The 14,453-nt window shown below is 30.3% G+C and carries 15 protein-coding genes; 6 read left to right on the top strand and 9 right to left on the bottom strand.

Annotated features, from left to right (window positions below):
• Positions 1–40: 40 nt before the first annotated feature.
• The 3 genes from DK405_RS08420 to DK405_RS08410 form a co-directional block, all read right to left on the bottom strand.
• Complete coding sequence (locus tag DK405_RS08420; RefSeq protein WP_064612908.1) at positions 41–625, bottom strand: HD domain-containing protein; 585 nt, start codon at positions 623–625, stop codon at positions 41–43.
• A gap of 100 nt (positions 626–725) precedes the next feature.
• Positions 726–1,583 (bottom strand): sensor histidine kinase, encoded by an 858-nt coding sequence (locus tag DK405_RS08415; RefSeq protein WP_064613094.1) that lies wholly within the window; start codon positions 1,581–1,583, stop codon positions 726–728.
• A 21-nt stretch (positions 1,584–1,604) separates the two neighbouring features.
• Positions 1,605–2,333, bottom strand: a complete 729-nt coding sequence (locus DK405_RS08410) for a sensor histidine kinase (RefSeq protein ID WP_109510667.1) — start codon at positions 2,331–2,333, stop codon at positions 1,605–1,607.
• Positions 2,334–2,706: 373 nt separating this feature from the next.
• On the opposite strand from DK405_RS08410, the gene DK405_RS08405 reads away from it, so the two are divergent.
• Entirely contained in the window at positions 2,707–3,516 is an 810-nt protein-coding gene (locus DK405_RS08405) for a DNA adenine methylase (RefSeq protein WP_045917205.1), read from the top strand.
• 3 nt (positions 3,517–3,519) lie between these two features.
• On the opposite strand, the gene DK405_RS08400 is transcribed toward DK405_RS08405, so the two are convergent.
• The 5 genes from DK405_RS08400 to DK405_RS08380 all read right to left on the bottom strand — a co-directional run bounded on the left by DK405_RS08400 (position 3,520) and on the right by DK405_RS08380 (position 8,752).
• Complete coding sequence (locus DK405_RS08400; protein WP_064613107.1) at positions 3,520–4,068, bottom strand: hypothetical protein; 549 nt, start codon at positions 4,066–4,068, stop codon at positions 3,520–3,522.
• Between the two features lie 47 nt (positions 4,069–4,115).
• Positions 4,116–4,760, bottom strand: a complete 645-nt coding sequence (locus DK405_RS08395; RefSeq protein WP_064613109.1) for an ankyrin repeat domain-containing protein — start codon at positions 4,758–4,760, stop codon at positions 4,116–4,118.
• A 37-nt stretch (positions 4,761–4,797) separates the two neighbouring features.
• Positions 4,798–5,373 (bottom strand): HD domain-containing protein, encoded by a 576-nt coding sequence (locus DK405_RS08390; protein WP_064613111.1) that lies wholly within the window; start codon positions 5,371–5,373, stop codon positions 4,798–4,800.
• 233 nt (positions 5,374–5,606) lie between these two features.
• Complete coding sequence (locus DK405_RS08385; RefSeq protein WP_064613112.1) at positions 5,607–7,043, bottom strand: replicative DNA helicase; 1,437 nt, start codon at positions 7,041–7,043, stop codon at positions 5,607–5,609.
• 8 nt (positions 7,044–7,051) lie between these two features.
• Positions 7,052–8,752, bottom strand: coding sequence for a DnaA N-terminal domain-containing protein (locus DK405_RS08380; protein ID WP_064613114.1), 1,701 nt, complete (start codon positions 8,750–8,752; stop codon positions 7,052–7,054).
• Positions 8,753–9,228: 476 nt separating this feature from the next.
• Here DK405_RS08380 and DK405_RS08375 point away from each other — a divergent pair, with 476 nt between their 5' ends.
• The 5 genes from DK405_RS08375 (at position 9,229) to DK405_RS08355 (ending at position 13,458) form a co-directional block, all read left to right on the top strand.
• Positions 9,229–9,969: a DnaA N-terminal domain-containing protein gene (locus DK405_RS08375; protein WP_231967738.1), complete on the top strand. Its 741-nt coding sequence runs from the start codon at positions 9,229–9,231 to the stop codon at positions 9,967–9,969.
• An 8-nt stretch (positions 9,970–9,977) separates the two neighbouring features.
• Positions 9,978–11,420 (top strand): replicative DNA helicase, encoded by a 1,443-nt coding sequence (locus DK405_RS08370; protein WP_064613116.1) that lies wholly within the window; start codon positions 9,978–9,980, stop codon positions 11,418–11,420.
• Between the two features lie 233 nt (positions 11,421–11,653).
• A complete protein-coding gene (locus DK405_RS08365) occupies positions 11,654–12,226 on the top strand; it encodes an HD domain-containing protein (protein ID WP_064613118.1) in 573 nt (190 codons plus the stop codon).
• A 34-nt stretch (positions 12,227–12,260) separates the two neighbouring features.
• Positions 12,261–12,905, top strand: coding sequence for an ankyrin repeat domain-containing protein (locus tag DK405_RS08360; protein ID WP_064613120.1), 645 nt, complete (start codon positions 12,261–12,263; stop codon positions 12,903–12,905).
• A 46-nt stretch (positions 12,906–12,951) separates the two neighbouring features.
• On the top strand, positions 12,952–13,458 hold the full coding sequence (locus DK405_RS08355) for a hypothetical protein (RefSeq protein ID WP_064613122.1): 507 nt from the start codon (positions 12,952–12,954) through the stop codon (positions 13,456–13,458).
• A gap of 3 nt (positions 13,459–13,461) precedes the next feature.
• On the opposite strand, the gene DK405_RS08350 is transcribed toward DK405_RS08355, so the two are convergent.
• Positions 13,462–14,271, bottom strand: coding sequence for a DNA adenine methylase (locus DK405_RS08350; protein WP_109510665.1), 810 nt, complete (start codon positions 14,269–14,271; stop codon positions 13,462–13,464).
• Positions 14,272–14,453: the final 182 nt, after the last annotated feature.

Here is a 14,453-nt window from a genome sequence, read left to right as displayed (position 1 = left end):
TTGAATTTTAATTTCTGCAATTCACTACATTAACCACCTATTAAACTTTAGTTTTAACATAAAGCTCACAGTATTTATTTAGCTCTATAGCAATTTCTGGTAGATTAAGGTACTTAGCAAGAGGTATAAATTCTTGCTGCGTTTCTAGTATGATTTCTTGTCTTTTTTCATAAGGTTTTATTGATACGGTCTGAATATTATGGAATCGGTCGAAAAGCTTAATTAATAATAGTTCTGTTTTATTTCGGTTATATAATGTTTGAATCATCTCTCTAGAACTAATTTTTTTATTATCCTTAATCCTGGTGAGATCTGAAACCTGTTCCGCAATTTTTCTACCGAATACCTTAACAATCTTTTCTTTGGTTAGTGTTGTGTCTTCGATAGTATCATGTAGTATTGCTGTAATAATCGTATCTGTTTCAAAGCTGTAGTATGCAACCATATAAGCTACTTCTAATGGATGTGTGTAGTATAGTTCTCCTGTATCTCTCTTTTGCTGACCATGATATTTTTTAGCATAAAATATTGCTTTTTCAACTTTATCAAGATCAATTTTAGTGTCAAATCTTACGTTGGTTTCAAACAGCTTATTTAGTAAGCTTTCGCTATAAAAGTCTATCATTTTTCATCTCTAAATAATCTTTAATAAATTATACAATAAATTAAACTTTTTATATACTTCAATCCCAGATAAAAACTGGGAAAGAAGCGAATTAATTTGATTAAAAAAGTTGTACTGGAATATTGCAAGTAATGGTTGTAAACTTGTCTTTTTCGCTTTCTATTTCCATTTCTCCATTAAGTTGATTAATAAGGTAATTTACAAACCATAATCCTGATTCCAGCATTAGCGGATAGTCTCGTACCAATTCAAAATCAGCTAATTTAGCTTTTATATTCCCTAATTTTTCTTTTGAAATACCGCTTCCTGTATCGTGTATTCTAAATTGTAGTATGTTATCGCTTTTTATATAATTTTTTACAGTAAACAAATGAACTGTAATTATAACCTGGCAGCTGTGATTAAATCTAATGACGCTTCCTATTAATTGACTTAATATAGCCTGTAAATGATCACTATTTCCAATCACAATATCCTTCATTTTGTACTGAAAATTGTAATTGATTTTTATATCTTTCTCTTTTGCAATGTCTTCTAGTCGCCTAACGGCATTCTTTACTAGCTTTTGTATGCTAAATTTTTTTAAACATAAATTTTCATTCTCAATTTCGCTTCTAAGCGTGTAAACTACATCATTACAGTACTCTTGAAGATTTGTTGATCGATTTAATATTGTTTTCAGCTTATCTTTATTTTCCGAATCATTTAACATGATCTCGCTTGCTAGCCTTGCAATTTCACTCGTTGCAATATTAAATCTATATTTAATCTCCTGTATTAAATCTGTACAATATTCTTTCAATGATTCAGCTACCTCGACCTGATACTTCGCTTTTCTTAGCTTTGTTATTATTTCCATATATTCATCGATATTCTCACTCTCTCCATTCACCAACTTAATTGGTATTGGAGGAATTTGTACCATCCATTGGTTAATTGTTTTCTTCTTTTCTTTCATAGCATTCTCCTAAAGAATAATTCAAACTATTGTTGGTACATCAAATGAAAAAGTTACATAATTATTGCGCTCTTTCACTCGTAGATTTCCTTTCATCTGATGTGTAAGATGTTTTATAAATGCTAATCCTTCTCCTAGTTCTTGATACATTACCAAATTCGTATTCTCTAGTTCAGCATTTATTCTTTCTAATTTTTCTTTAGAAGTGCTTAGTCCTATGTTTTGTACTGTAAATTGTAATATTTCTGAATTCTGATTGACGTTGACAATAATCTTGCTATTCTTGCTACTATTTATAACCGCACTACCAATTAACTGGCTTATTACTGCTTTTATTCTGAAACTGTCTCCAATCAGAATCGGCTTTATGTCATTTTGAACATTTAGATTTATATTCTCATTCTCAAAATTTTTCCTCATTCTGATAACAGAATTATTTATTAGCGATTCTATGTTAAATGTTTCAATCCTTACATTCGTTGATGCTATGTATTGTCTAAATAAAAAAATCATTCCATTTAGAGAAGCTATTATATTTACTTTTTTTCTGTCGTAGTTATTTACTATTAGCCTAAAATATTGTATCCACTCTATGCAATTTATGCTTACTTGCTCAGATTCCTCTAGCTGAAAGTATAGTTTTTGCAATTCAGCGTCTATCTGTTTTATTGTTGTGCTATTAATTCCCTCTGTAGATAATTTTTCGGTTAATTTATTGATTTTATTTTGACCTTCGTCTTGAATAGGCATAGAATTCCCCTACTATTTTTGTTTAAAAAATGGTTTCTGAAGATTAATTTCAAAAGTTCAACCCTTTGTTTTATTTAATCTTCAGATCATTATCATCAAAGTTTTGAAACCTAGATAATATAAGGTATAGAGTAGCATTATAATTTTTATTAGTCTATTAAAATCTTTTAATTTTTAGGTTAAATTTTTGCATAATAATCTAATGCTGATGTAAAATTATTACATTCCTTACTTATGGTTATAATCAATAATAAATCTTATTCAAAAAGGATACATAAAAAGTCTTGTAAGCGTTATTATTACTAGCATTACAAGCTGTTTTCTGGTATAATCTCAATAGAGATTCAACTAACAGAAATTAATTAAACTTCATGTGTCAGTAGCTGTTGCTAATAAGTCTAAGCCTTTTCTTCATTGGATTGGTAGTAAACGAAGAATTGTTAATAAATTAATAGAACATCTTCCTCAAGGTCCACACTATAATTACTATGAACCATTCCTTGGTGGCGGTGCTTTATTTTTTCAAGTTAGGCATCTTTTTAAACAATGTTTTTTGTCTGACATCAATCTTGATTTAATTACTAGCTATAATGCTGTTAAAAATAATCCTAATGAGGTCAATAGATTACTGAGTTTATATCACAAACATCATTCGAAGGATTATTATTATAAAGTTAAAAACAAATATAGTAATAATCCGAATGAGATTACCGCAAAATTTATATATCTTAATAAATACTCTTTTAGGGGAATTTATAGAGTCTACAAAAATGGACAATCTGCTCAAACATTTTCTGGTGAATGCTACATTAAACTCCATATTGCATCTAGAATAAACCAATGCAGCAGCCTTCTACATGGTGTATCAATTTATGCTACAGATTTTTCATTTATAGAACCTAAAAAAGGTGACTTCGTTTATTTCGATCCTCCTTATCATAAATCTGGAGAAAGGTTCTACACTAGACTTCCATTTGATGAAAAAGATCAAATTAGATTACGGGATTTTGTCCAAGAATTAACAAATAAAGGTGTTAAGATTATGATCTCAAATAATAATACTGCCTTTATTAGAGACTTATACAAAGATTTTAATATCAATACCGTTACAGTCGTATACTCAATCAATGAACAACGCAATCCTGTTAATGAGCTAATCATTACTAACTATAAAACTTGCTAGTTATTAAATGTGAACCCGCAATCCAAATCGTATATAAATAGGAAGTGGTGTATAGTTAGCTATTGTGCTACATTCAATGTCTAAATATGTATCTCTTGCTAAGTTTATTGTTGTACCAACTCCGTCTAAATATGTATCTCTTGATAAGTTTATTGCTGTTCCAACTCCTAAGTCTATACCAGTATCGCTATCACTATTGAAAGCTGATACTAGGCCACCTGTAACAACAATTGATGCTTTGTTACCTTCAATTATATTGTAATAATAATTTCCTTGAATAAAGTTATCTCTACAGTTGTGATGACACATAAATCCTAATCTTACATCCATTCTGTGCCGATTTAATCTATAACCAATTCCAGCTTCTAATGTATCGTAGCTAGCAGCAATACCAGTTGAAAATTTTATATAGAATTGTGAAGTATCAATACTATCTTTGAAAGCATTGAAGTTTACATTATTATTCGCTGTACATATCGATGGTGAAGATAATACAACGAATGCTAATATAACAGCATAACACGGTTGTAAAAGTGATTTCAAAACATTCATATTAACTTCTCTTTATTAGCATTAACATATTAGCTATCTGTTGAAACCTAATACCATGGGACCGATTGTTCAGTTAGAAAGTTGAATACATCTGTATTACCGCTTTTAGCAGCATAATCTATAGTAGTCATGCCGTTATCATCTTTTGCATCAATATCTGCTCCATAATCAATCAAAAGCTGTATAACATCTACGATATCATTACGAACAGCAATATGTAGTAGTGTTTCTCCTTCATCATATTTTTTATTAATACCAGTAGAATTATGTTTTAGCATAATTGCTAAAGGTTCTACACATTTGCATTCAACAGCATCAGATAAAGGTGTATTACCTTGATTATTCTCGATATTTACATCAGCATTATATTTTAGCAGTAATGCTATATGATCATTGCAATAGGTAGGATATTTTTCGAAAAATTCATAATATACTTGAATTGTGTCAACAACGAGATGTAAAGCAGTGTGCCCATCATTATCTTGTGCGTTTACGTTAGCTCCATTGCTTAGTAAAATCTCGGCAATAGGTAGATTCTTATATTTCAAAGCTACAGATAAAGCAGTAGTGCCATCTTTATATTTTGAATTGACAAGTGTAATATCCTTATTAATAAGCTGCTTCACTTTTTTAATATCACCATCTTGAATAGCGCTATGTAAGGTATACTTAGTCTTAGATTTTAATATCATATATTTAATCCTTTCATTCTCAATTATTTACTACATTTTAACTAGCATGAAGTTTACAATATTCGCTTAAGCGTTCTCCAATCTCTGGTAGTTTAAGGTATTCAGCAAGAGCTATAAATTCTTGCTGAGTTTCAAATATTATTTCTTGCCTTTTGTGAGGAGGTTTGATGAATATAGTTGTAATATTATGGAATCTATCAAAAAGTTTGATCAGTAATAGTTCTGTTTTATTTTGGCTGCGTAATATTTGTATCATTTCCATAGCACTGATTTTCTTATTATCCCTAACTCTGGTAAGGTCTGAAACCTGTTCTGCAATATTAGCGCCAAATTCGTACCTTATTCTTTCTTTAGTTAGTTTTGTGTCTTCAAGTGTATCATGTAGTATTGCAGTAATAATTGTATCTGTTTCAGAGCTGTAGTCTGATACCATGTACGCTACTTTCAATGGATGTGTATAGTATAGTCCTCCAGTATCTCTCTTTTGCTGGCCATGATATTTTTTAGCGTAAAGTATTGCTTTTTCAACTCTATCAAGATCAATTTTGGTGTTAAATCTTATGTTGGTTCTGAACAGCTTATTTATTAAGCTCTCACTATAAAAATCTATCATTGTCCACCTCTAAATAGTTATTAATAAATTATACCATAATTTAAACTTTTTGTATACTCCAATCCCAGATAAAAACTGGAAAAGAAGCAAATTAAATTATAATTTTTTTGAATTCAGTTATCACGATGCTAAAATTAATCTTAAGTTGCATATCTCTGGTGTTAATGAGTAAAATTTTGCTGTAATTTTTTTTTGGACAAGCATTTTTTCATTTATGCATAATCTAGTGTTTATTAAGCTTGCTGATAGTTTTTAACAATATTGCCAAATTTAGAATACCTACTATTATAGTGCAACTTCACTGTACCAACCGGACCATTACGGTGTTTAGCAACAATTATTTCAGCAGTGTTATAACATTTATTTTGTCTAGCTTTCCATTCTATGTGTTCTCGAGTACCTGGATCTGGTTCTGATCTAGATAGATAATATTCGTCCCGATATATGAGCATTACAATATCTGCATCCTGTTCAATTGAACCTGATTCTCGTAGATCTGAGAGAATAGGCTTTTTATCTGTCCTTTGTTCTACAGCTCTAGACAATTGAGATAACGCAATGATTGAAATATTGAGCTCTTTAGCAAGAGCTTTTAAGCTCTGAGTAATTTCAGAAATCTCCTGTACTCGATTATACTGACTTCCTCTGGAATCAATTTTTATTAGCTGTAAATAATCAATAAATAATATTGCTAAATTATGAGTACGTTTAAGTCTACGAGCTCGAGATCTAATTGCAGATATCGAGATTGCTGGAGCATCATCTATAAAAAAATTCCACTTTTGTATTTGGTCTTGTACAGTCTTTAACTTATCAACATCTTGTTCATCTATTTTACCGTTAAATAATGCAGAGCTATTAATTTCTGATTCTATAGAAAGAATTCGAGTAGAGATTTGCTGAGATGACATTTCTAAAGAAAAGAATCCAACTGATGGCACTACATTATCTTTAGTATTTTTTTGAGTAAGAAAATATTTACAAGCATTTATTGCTAAGTTAACTCCTAAAGCAGTTTTACCCATTGATGGCCTGCCAGCTAATATTATTAGGTCAGAATTTTTAAATCCTCCAAGCTTTGAATCAAGGTCAAGTAGTCCACTACTAATACCGTTAATAGAGTTTTTATTTTTAATAGCAGATGAAATTGATGTCCATGATTCTTCAATTGAAGTTTGTAATTTTGTAAATCCTTTACTTAAAGTTCCTCTTGAACCTAGATCATATAATTGAGATTCAGCAGTTTCGATCTGAGTTATAGCTAAATCTGCTAAAGTAGAAGAATATGCATTTGTTACTATTTTTTCTCCAATTTCAATTAAATAACGCCTCAGCGCAAGATCATATACTATTTTGCCGTACTCATTAACATTAACTATACTTAATGCTAACGTTGTAAGTTTAGCTAGATAATCCACTCCACCTATTTCCTCAAATGCGAGTTCATTGCCTAGCATATTTTTGAGCGAAATTACAGTAGCGCTAATTCCTTTACTAATAATGAGATTAATTGACTTGTATATTTTACCATGTAATGGTTCATAAAAATGTTCCGGCAGTAAAAATTCGTTAATGTTATATAGCGCACGATTGTTAATCAGAATTGCACCAAGTATCATTTGCTCTGCCTGAATATTACTTGGAGCAATCTTTGCAAGATCTTTTTCCATATCACCCTTTAAATTTTATTAAAATTACTAAACTTAACTAACTCAAAAGAAAATCCTTGAGCTTTAAAAGCGGGCTCAAGATCTTTCAGATAGTTCTCTCTGATGTAACTGTCTTCAAATTCTGTTTTTGCTTTAATGAATATTTTTTTATTAACATTATCTTCATTTATAACTTCTAATTTGCTAAACCATGATTTATCGATAGCTTGACCGTAACTTTTAATCAAAGATTCTCGTACTTTGTACCAAACTGAGTTGGAGCCTAGCTCTTTACTAAGTTCTGAAAGGTGATCTTCATCACTTATTTGTTGCTGTAAAACTGTTGTTTTTTGATACTCAGTTATGCTATTGGTAACTTGTTTTGATTCGTCAAATGGTATAACTTGTAACTGCTCAATATCGTTGCCATACACAGCTTGTACCTCCTGTAGTATCTTGAATTTAATATGATCTGACAGTGTAATATTCTTAATCAACTTGATGTAATATTTGTTTTTAACCGCTGCTCCAAAATCACAAGATGTCAAAATTTGATAAGCCATATCTGCTTCAAAGACTCCAGCTATTTTACGCTTCAACTGAGCCTTCATACTACGATCTGTACTAGATTCAATGTTTGCTAGATACTGTTCTTTAAATCTTCCTACATCATTAAATCCAAAATTTCCGCTATTAGCCTGCTCAGTAGTTAGTAATTCATTTGCTAACGCTTTTGCCATATAGTTTAGCACTGCTGTCTTATTTGCAAAATGACGGTTTGGATATTTATTTGATAACTTCAACAGTAATTGATTTATGAAGTATATGTTGAAGCTTCTACTAGACATACGTTGTAGTATAACTGCATCTTCTGGTGTTAGTGGATAATAATCTGCTAGTCTTTTTCTTTTGGGATAGCATTCATTCTTTTCAACCTCTGAATCTTTAGTAATAGCTGGAGTTGCTAACTCACTATTTTGCTCATAATCCTTGTTTGATGGCTTTTTATTGCTAAAATCACTAAGCTCATAGAAATTCAAATTCTGTTGTTGATGTTGATCTTCTTTTTCATTTCCTACTAACTCAATTTCTATAAAATCATCAGATTCCGTATATTTAAACTTCAAATTTTGCTGTTGATCTTCATTTTTATTTTGATCATTCTCTACTAACTTATCTTCAATAAATCTAGATCTATCATTTATTATTTTTTTATTATTATATCTATATATGGACCCGAAATTTTTTTCGTGTTCACCCGAAATTTTTTTCGGGTATAGAGGAAAAATTTTTTCAGTTTGTGTAACAGTTTTTTCTTTTTCAAAGTTACTGACCTGTTGAAAATTTCTAACAAGTTTTATGCATAGAATATGATTCAGCTTATATTTACCTTTAGTTATAGTTCTATTTTCATATTTAATAAAACCAGCTTTTTGTAATTTAGATAAACACTGCCTAACTCTAGGCTGTCCAACTCCTAATAATTCTGTAAAAAAGTTGTAATTTTCCTGTATTTCTTCTATATTTTTATTATTATATACTTGTAGTTGACGAACTATTACTGCTAGCAACTGCTTTTCAGTTTTTCCTAAAGCTTTTCCATCAGCATCTGTTAACCATTTCCATTCTTCTGGTGGAAAATTTCCAACAAATTTATAAAAAATTATTGTATTATTAACACTATTATTAGTAATACTTTTGCAAACATTAGTTGAAAAAATTCGTCTCATACACTGCACAATATTTACTCCAAAATATCAGATATAGCAGGAGTTTTAGAGCAAATTTTACTCTAGAAACGCAATTCAAATACTGAACATACACAGAACACGATATTTTACACAGAAAATTTAATTGCTTCTAAGCTTGATAGATTCTGATATCTAAGCAAGTTACTATCAAGCTTAGATCTAGAACTAAAAGATCTAGATCTACTGAAGGTGAGTTAGTAGAGAATAAAAAAAATGAAAATGAAGAACAAAATTTTCAAAATGTTGATGATTTTGAAAATGATATACGAACTTCAACTAAAAATTGCAATCAAGACATTAAATCACTAATAACAAAGATTCTCAAGTCTTCGAATGGTAAAAAAGAATGGTTCAAAAGGTACAGGCTAGAAGACTTTTACCCACTAACACCAGAAGATGTAGTTACACTGCAACATAAGTCTGATAGAGGCTTTAACATATACTTTATCAACAAATTGCTATTAAAGCTAGCAGATCGATATTCAAATTATCATTTTGGCTGTAAGGCATCAGTTCTAAACTATATAGCACAAGCGTTAGCAAATGAATTACGAACTACTGATCAGGCAAATAGAGACAACTGTGGATTTGATAACGAATTTAATAAGGAAAAATATCTTACTCAAATTGAAACAAGCGCAAATCTTAGTAAGGAAAGTCAGTTGAAGCATAAAATTGCTGGTTCTTTTGAAGCAGCTATGGCTTATCAAATTTTGACTTCTTGTAGTTTTGGGCCAGCGGTTCGAACTAGGTTTTTTGTTAAGTTGCTTAAAAATATCACACTAACAGAATGTGATAGATCAAAGATATTACAAGCTGTACAAGATGTATATGGATACGAAATTCAAGAATTGCAAGTTACACCATTTGAGCAACTCAAAACTGTTTCACAGAAACAAATCAATGAAGAAGAGTATCTCTTGAATCTCAGTAAACAATTGGGCTCTAACTCAACTTGGTACAAAGTACGAGAATCTTTGATTAAAAGTTATGGTCAAACTATTGATAAAAAATACTTTAGCGAATTGAACATTATAAATGAAGATAATGTTAGTAAAAAAATATTCATTAAAGCTAAAACAGGATTTGCTGATAGTTACATCACAAGCAACCATATGGAAAATCTTGCGCACGCTTTTAAAGCTCAAGGATTTTCTTTTGAGTTAGTTAAGTTTAGTAATTTTAATAAAATTTAAAGGGTGATATGGAAAAAGATTTAACTATTGCAAAGATTGCTCCAAGTAATATTCAGGCGGAGCAAATGATACTTGGGGCAATTCTGATTAACAATCGTGTGCTATATAACATTAACGAATTTTTACTGCCGGAACATTTTTATGAACCATTACATGGCAAAATATACAAGTCAATTAATCTCATTATTAGTAAAGGAATTAGTGCTACTGTAATTTCGCTCAAAAATATGCTAAGCAATGAACCCACATTTGATGAAATAGGTGGAGTAGATTATCTAGCTAAACTTACAACTTTAGCATTAAGTATAGTTAATGTTAATGAGTACGGCAAAATAGTATATGATCTTGCGCTGCGGCGTTATTTAATTGAAATTGGAGAAAAAATAGTAACAAATGCATATTCTTCTACTTTAGCAGATTTAGCTATAACTCAGATCGAAACTGCTGAATCTCAATTATATGATCTAGGTTCAAGAGGAACTTTAAGTAAAGGATTTACAAAATTACAAACTTCAATTGAAGAATCATGGACATCAATTTCATCTGCTATTAAAAATAAAAACTCTATTAACGGTATTAGTAGTGGACTACTTGACCTTGATTCAAAGCTTGGAGGATTTAAAAATTCTGATCTAATAATATTAGCTGGCAGACCTTCAATGGGTAAAACTGCTTTAGGAGTTAACCTAGCAATAAATGCTTGTAAATATTTTCTTACTCAAAAAAATACTAAAGATAATGTAGTGCCATCAGTTGGATTCTTTTCTTTAGAAATGTCATCTCAGCAAATCTCTACTCGAATTCTTTCTATAGAATCAGAAATTAATAGCTCTGCATTATTTAACGGTAAAATAGGTGAACAAGATATTGATAAGTTAAAGACTGTACAAGACGAAATACAAAAGTGGAATTTTTTTATAGATGATGCTCCGGCAATCTCAATATCTGCAATTAGATCTCGAGCTCGTAGACTTAAACGTACACATAATTTAGCAATATTATTTATTGATTATTTACAGCTAATAAAAATTGATTCCAGAGGGAGTCAGTATAATCGAGTGCAGGAAATTTCTGAAATTAGTCAGAGCTTAAAAGCTCTTGCTAAAGAGCTCAATATTCCAGTCATTGCATTATCTCAATTGTCTAGAGCTGTAGAACAAAGGACAGATAAAAAGCCTATTCTCTCAGATCTAAGAGAATCAGGCTCAATTGAACAGGACGCCGATATTGTAATGCTTATATATAGAGAAGAGTATTATTTATCTAGATCAGAACCGCATCCAGATTCTATGGAATACGAAGAATGGTTCATCAAACAAAATAAATGTTATAACACTGCTGAAATAATTGTTGCTAAACACCGTAATGGGCCAGTTGGTACAGTAAACTTACACTATGATAATAGGTATTCTAAATTTGGCAATATTGTTAAAAACTCTCATCAAGGTTAATAAACACTAGATTATGCATAAATGAAAAAATGCTTGTCCAAAAAAAAATTACAGCAAAATTTTACTCATTAACACCAAAGATATGCAACTCAAGATTGGTTTTTGGCATCGTGATAACTGAATCCAAAATTTTATAATTTAATTTGCTTCTTTTCCAGTTTTTATCTGGGATTGGAGTATACAAAAAGTTTAAATTATGGTATAATTTATTAATAACCATTTGGAGGTGGCCAATGATAGATTTTTATAGTGAGAGCTTAATAAATAAGCTGTTCAGAACCAACATAAGATTTAACACCAAAATTGATCTTGATAAAGTTGAAAGAGCAATAAAATATGCTAAAAAATATCATGGTCAGCAAAAGAGAGATACAGAACTCTACTACACACATCCATTGAAAGTAGCTCACATGGTATCAGACCACAGCTTTGAAACAGATACAATTATTACTGCAATACTACATGATACACTTGAAGACACAAAAGTAACTAAAGAAAGAATAAGGTACGAATTTGGTGCTAATATTGCAGAACATGTTTCAGATCTCACAAGGGTTAGGAATAATAAGAAAATCAGTGCTATGGAAATGATACAAATATTACGCAGCCAAAATAAAACAGAACTATTACTGATCAAGCTTTTTGATAGATTCCATAATATTACAACTATATTCATCAAACCTCCTCACAAAAGGCAAGAAATAATATTTGAAACTCAGCAAGAATTTATAGCTCTTGCTGAATACCTTAAACTACCAGAGATTGGAGAACGCTTAAGCGAATATTGTAAACTTCATGCTAGCTAATGAGTAAATAATTGAGAATGAAAGGATTAAATATATGATATTAAAATCTAAGACTAAGTATACCTTACATAGCGCTATTCAAGATGGTGATATTAAAAAAGTGAAGCAGCTTATTAATAAGGATATTACACTTGTCAATTCAAAATATAAAGATGGCACTACTGCTTTATCTGTTGCTTTGAAATATAAGAATCTACCTATTGCTAAGATTTTGTTGAACAATGAAGCTAACGTAAACGCACAAGATAATGATGGGCACACTGCTTTACATCTTGTTGTTGAAACAATTCAAGTATATTATGAATTTTTCGAAAAATATCCTACCTATTGCAATGATCATATAGCATTACTGCTAAAATATAATGCTGATGTAAATATCGAGAATAATCAAGGTAATACACCTTTATCTGATGCTGTTGAATGCAAATGTGTAGAACCTTTAGCAATTATGCTAAAACATAATTCTACTGGTATTAATAAAAAATATGATGAAGGAGAAACGCTACTACATATTGCTGTTCGTAATAAAATCATAGATATTATACAGCTTTTGATTGATTATGGAGCAGATATTGATGCAAAAGATGATAACGGCATGACTACTATAGATTATGCTGCTAAAAGCGGTAATGCAGATGTATTCAACTTTCTAATGGAACAATCAGTCCCATGGTATTAGGTTTCAACAGATAGCTAATATGTTAATATTAAAAAGAGAAGTTAATATGAATGTTTTGAAATTACTTTTACAACCGGGTTATGCTGTTATATTAGCATTCGTTGTATTATCTTCACCATCGATATGTACAGCGAATAATAATGTAAACTTCAATGCCTCTAAAGGTGGTATTGATACTTCACAACAATTCTATATAAAATTTTCAACTGGTATTGCTACTAGCTACGATACATTAGAAGCTGGAATTGGTTATAGATTAGATCGGCACAGAATGGATGTAAGATTAGGATTTATGTGTCATCACAACTGTAGAGATAACTTTATTCAAGGAAATTATTATTACAATATAATTGAAGGTAACAAAGCATCAATTTTTGTTACAGGTGGCCTAGTATCAGCTTTCAATAGTGATAGCGGTACTGGTATAGACTTGGGAGTTGGTACAACAATAAACTTATTAAGAGATATATATTTAGACATTGAATGTAGCACAATTGCTAACTATAGACCACTTCCTATTCATATACGATTTGGATTGCGGGTTCACATTTAATAACTAGCAAGTTTTATAGTTAGTAATGATTAGCTCATTAACAGGATTGCGTTGTTCATTGATTGAGTATACAACTGTAACGGTATTGATATTAAAATCTTTGTATAAGTCTCTAATAAAGGCAGTATTATTATTTGAGATCATAATCTTAACACCTTTATTTGTTAATTCTTTGACAAAATCCCGTAATCTAATTTGATCTTTTTCATCAAATGGAAGTCTAGTATAGAACCGTTCTCCAGATTTATGGTAAGGAGGATCGAAATAAACAAAGTCATTTTGTTGAGGCTCTATAAATGAAAAATCTGTAGCATAAATTGATACACCATGTAAAAGGTTGCTGCATTGGTTTATTCTAGATGCAATGTGGAGTTTAATGTAGCATTCACCAGAAAATGTTTGAGCAGATTGTCCATTTTTGTAGACTCTATAAATTCCCCTAAAAGAGTATTTATTAAGATATATAAATTTTGCGGTAATTTCATTCGGATTATTACTATATTTGTTTTTAACTTTATAATAATAATCCTTCGAATGATGTTTGTGATATAAACTCAGTAATCTATTGACCTCATTAGGATTATTTTTAACAGCATTATAGCTAGTAATTAAATCAAGATTGATGTCAGACAAAAAACATTGTTTAAAAAGATGCCTAACTTGAAAAAATAAAGCACCTCCACCAAGAAATGGTTCATAGTAATTATAGTGTGGACCTTGAGGAAGATGTTCTATTAATTTATTAACAATTCTTCGTTTACTACCAATCCAATGAAGGAAAGGCTTAGACTTATTAGCAACAGCTACTGACACATGAAGTTTAATTAATTTATGTTAGTTGAATCTCTATTGAGATTATACCAGAAAACAGCTTGTAGTGCTAGTAATAATAACGCTTACAAGGCTCTTTATGCATCCTTTTTGAATAAGATTTATTATAACCATAAGCAAGGAATGTGATAATTTCGCATCAACATTAGATTATTATGCAAAAA

The organism is Orientia tsutsugamushi, assembly GCF_900327275.1.
GTDB lineage: Bacteria > Pseudomonadota > Alphaproteobacteria > Rickettsiales > Rickettsiaceae > Orientia > Orientia tsutsugamushi.
The sequence above is the reverse complement of the archived record's forward strand: the minus strand, read 5'-3'. Positions and strand labels throughout refer to the sequence as shown.

Excerpts from the sequence above, each read along its gene's own strand:
- DK405_RS08360 (WP_064613120.1), top strand. The coding sequence starts at position 12,261 with ATGATATTAAAATCTAAGACTAAGTATACCTTACATAGCGCTATTCAA.
- DK405_RS08390 (WP_064613111.1), bottom strand. The coding sequence starts at position 5,373 with ATGATAGATTTTTATAGTGAGAGCTTAATAAATAAGCTGTTCAGAACC.
- DK405_RS08400 (WP_064613107.1), bottom strand. The coding sequence starts at position 4,068 with ATGAATGTTTTGAAATCACTTTTACAACCGTGTTATGCTGTTATATTA.
- DK405_RS08380 (WP_064613114.1), bottom strand. The coding sequence starts at position 8,752 with ATGAGACGAATTTTTTCAACTAATGTTTGCAAAAGTATTACTAATAAT.
- DK405_RS08365 (WP_064613118.1), top strand. The coding sequence starts at position 11,654 with ATGATAGATTTTTATAGTGAGAGCTTAATAAATAAGCTGTTCAGAACC.
- DK405_RS08355 (WP_064613122.1), top strand. The coding sequence starts at position 12,952 with ATGAATGTTTTGAAATTACTTTTACAACCGGGTTATGCTGTTATATTA.
- DK405_RS08395 (WP_064613109.1), bottom strand. The coding sequence starts at position 4,760 with ATGATATTAAAATCTAAGACTAAGTATACCTTACATAGCGCTATTCAA.
- DK405_RS08420 (WP_064612908.1), bottom strand. The coding sequence starts at position 625 with ATGATAGACTTTTATAGCGAAAGCTTACTAAATAAGCTGTTTGAAACC.
- DK405_RS08385 (WP_064613112.1), bottom strand. The coding sequence starts at position 7,043 with ATGGAAAAAGATCTTGCAAAGATTGCTCCAAGTAATATTCAGGCAGAG.
- DK405_RS08370 (WP_064613116.1), top strand. The coding sequence starts at position 9,978 with ATGGAAAAAGATTTAACTATTGCAAAGATTGCTCCAAGTAATATTCAG.
- DK405_RS08410 (WP_109510667.1), bottom strand. The coding sequence starts at position 2,333 with ATGCCTATTCAAGACGAAGGTCAAAATAAAATCAATAAATTAACCGAA.
- DK405_RS08415 (WP_064613094.1), bottom strand. The coding sequence starts at position 1,583 with ATGAAAGAAAAGAAGAAAACAATTAACCAATGGATGGTACAAATTCCT.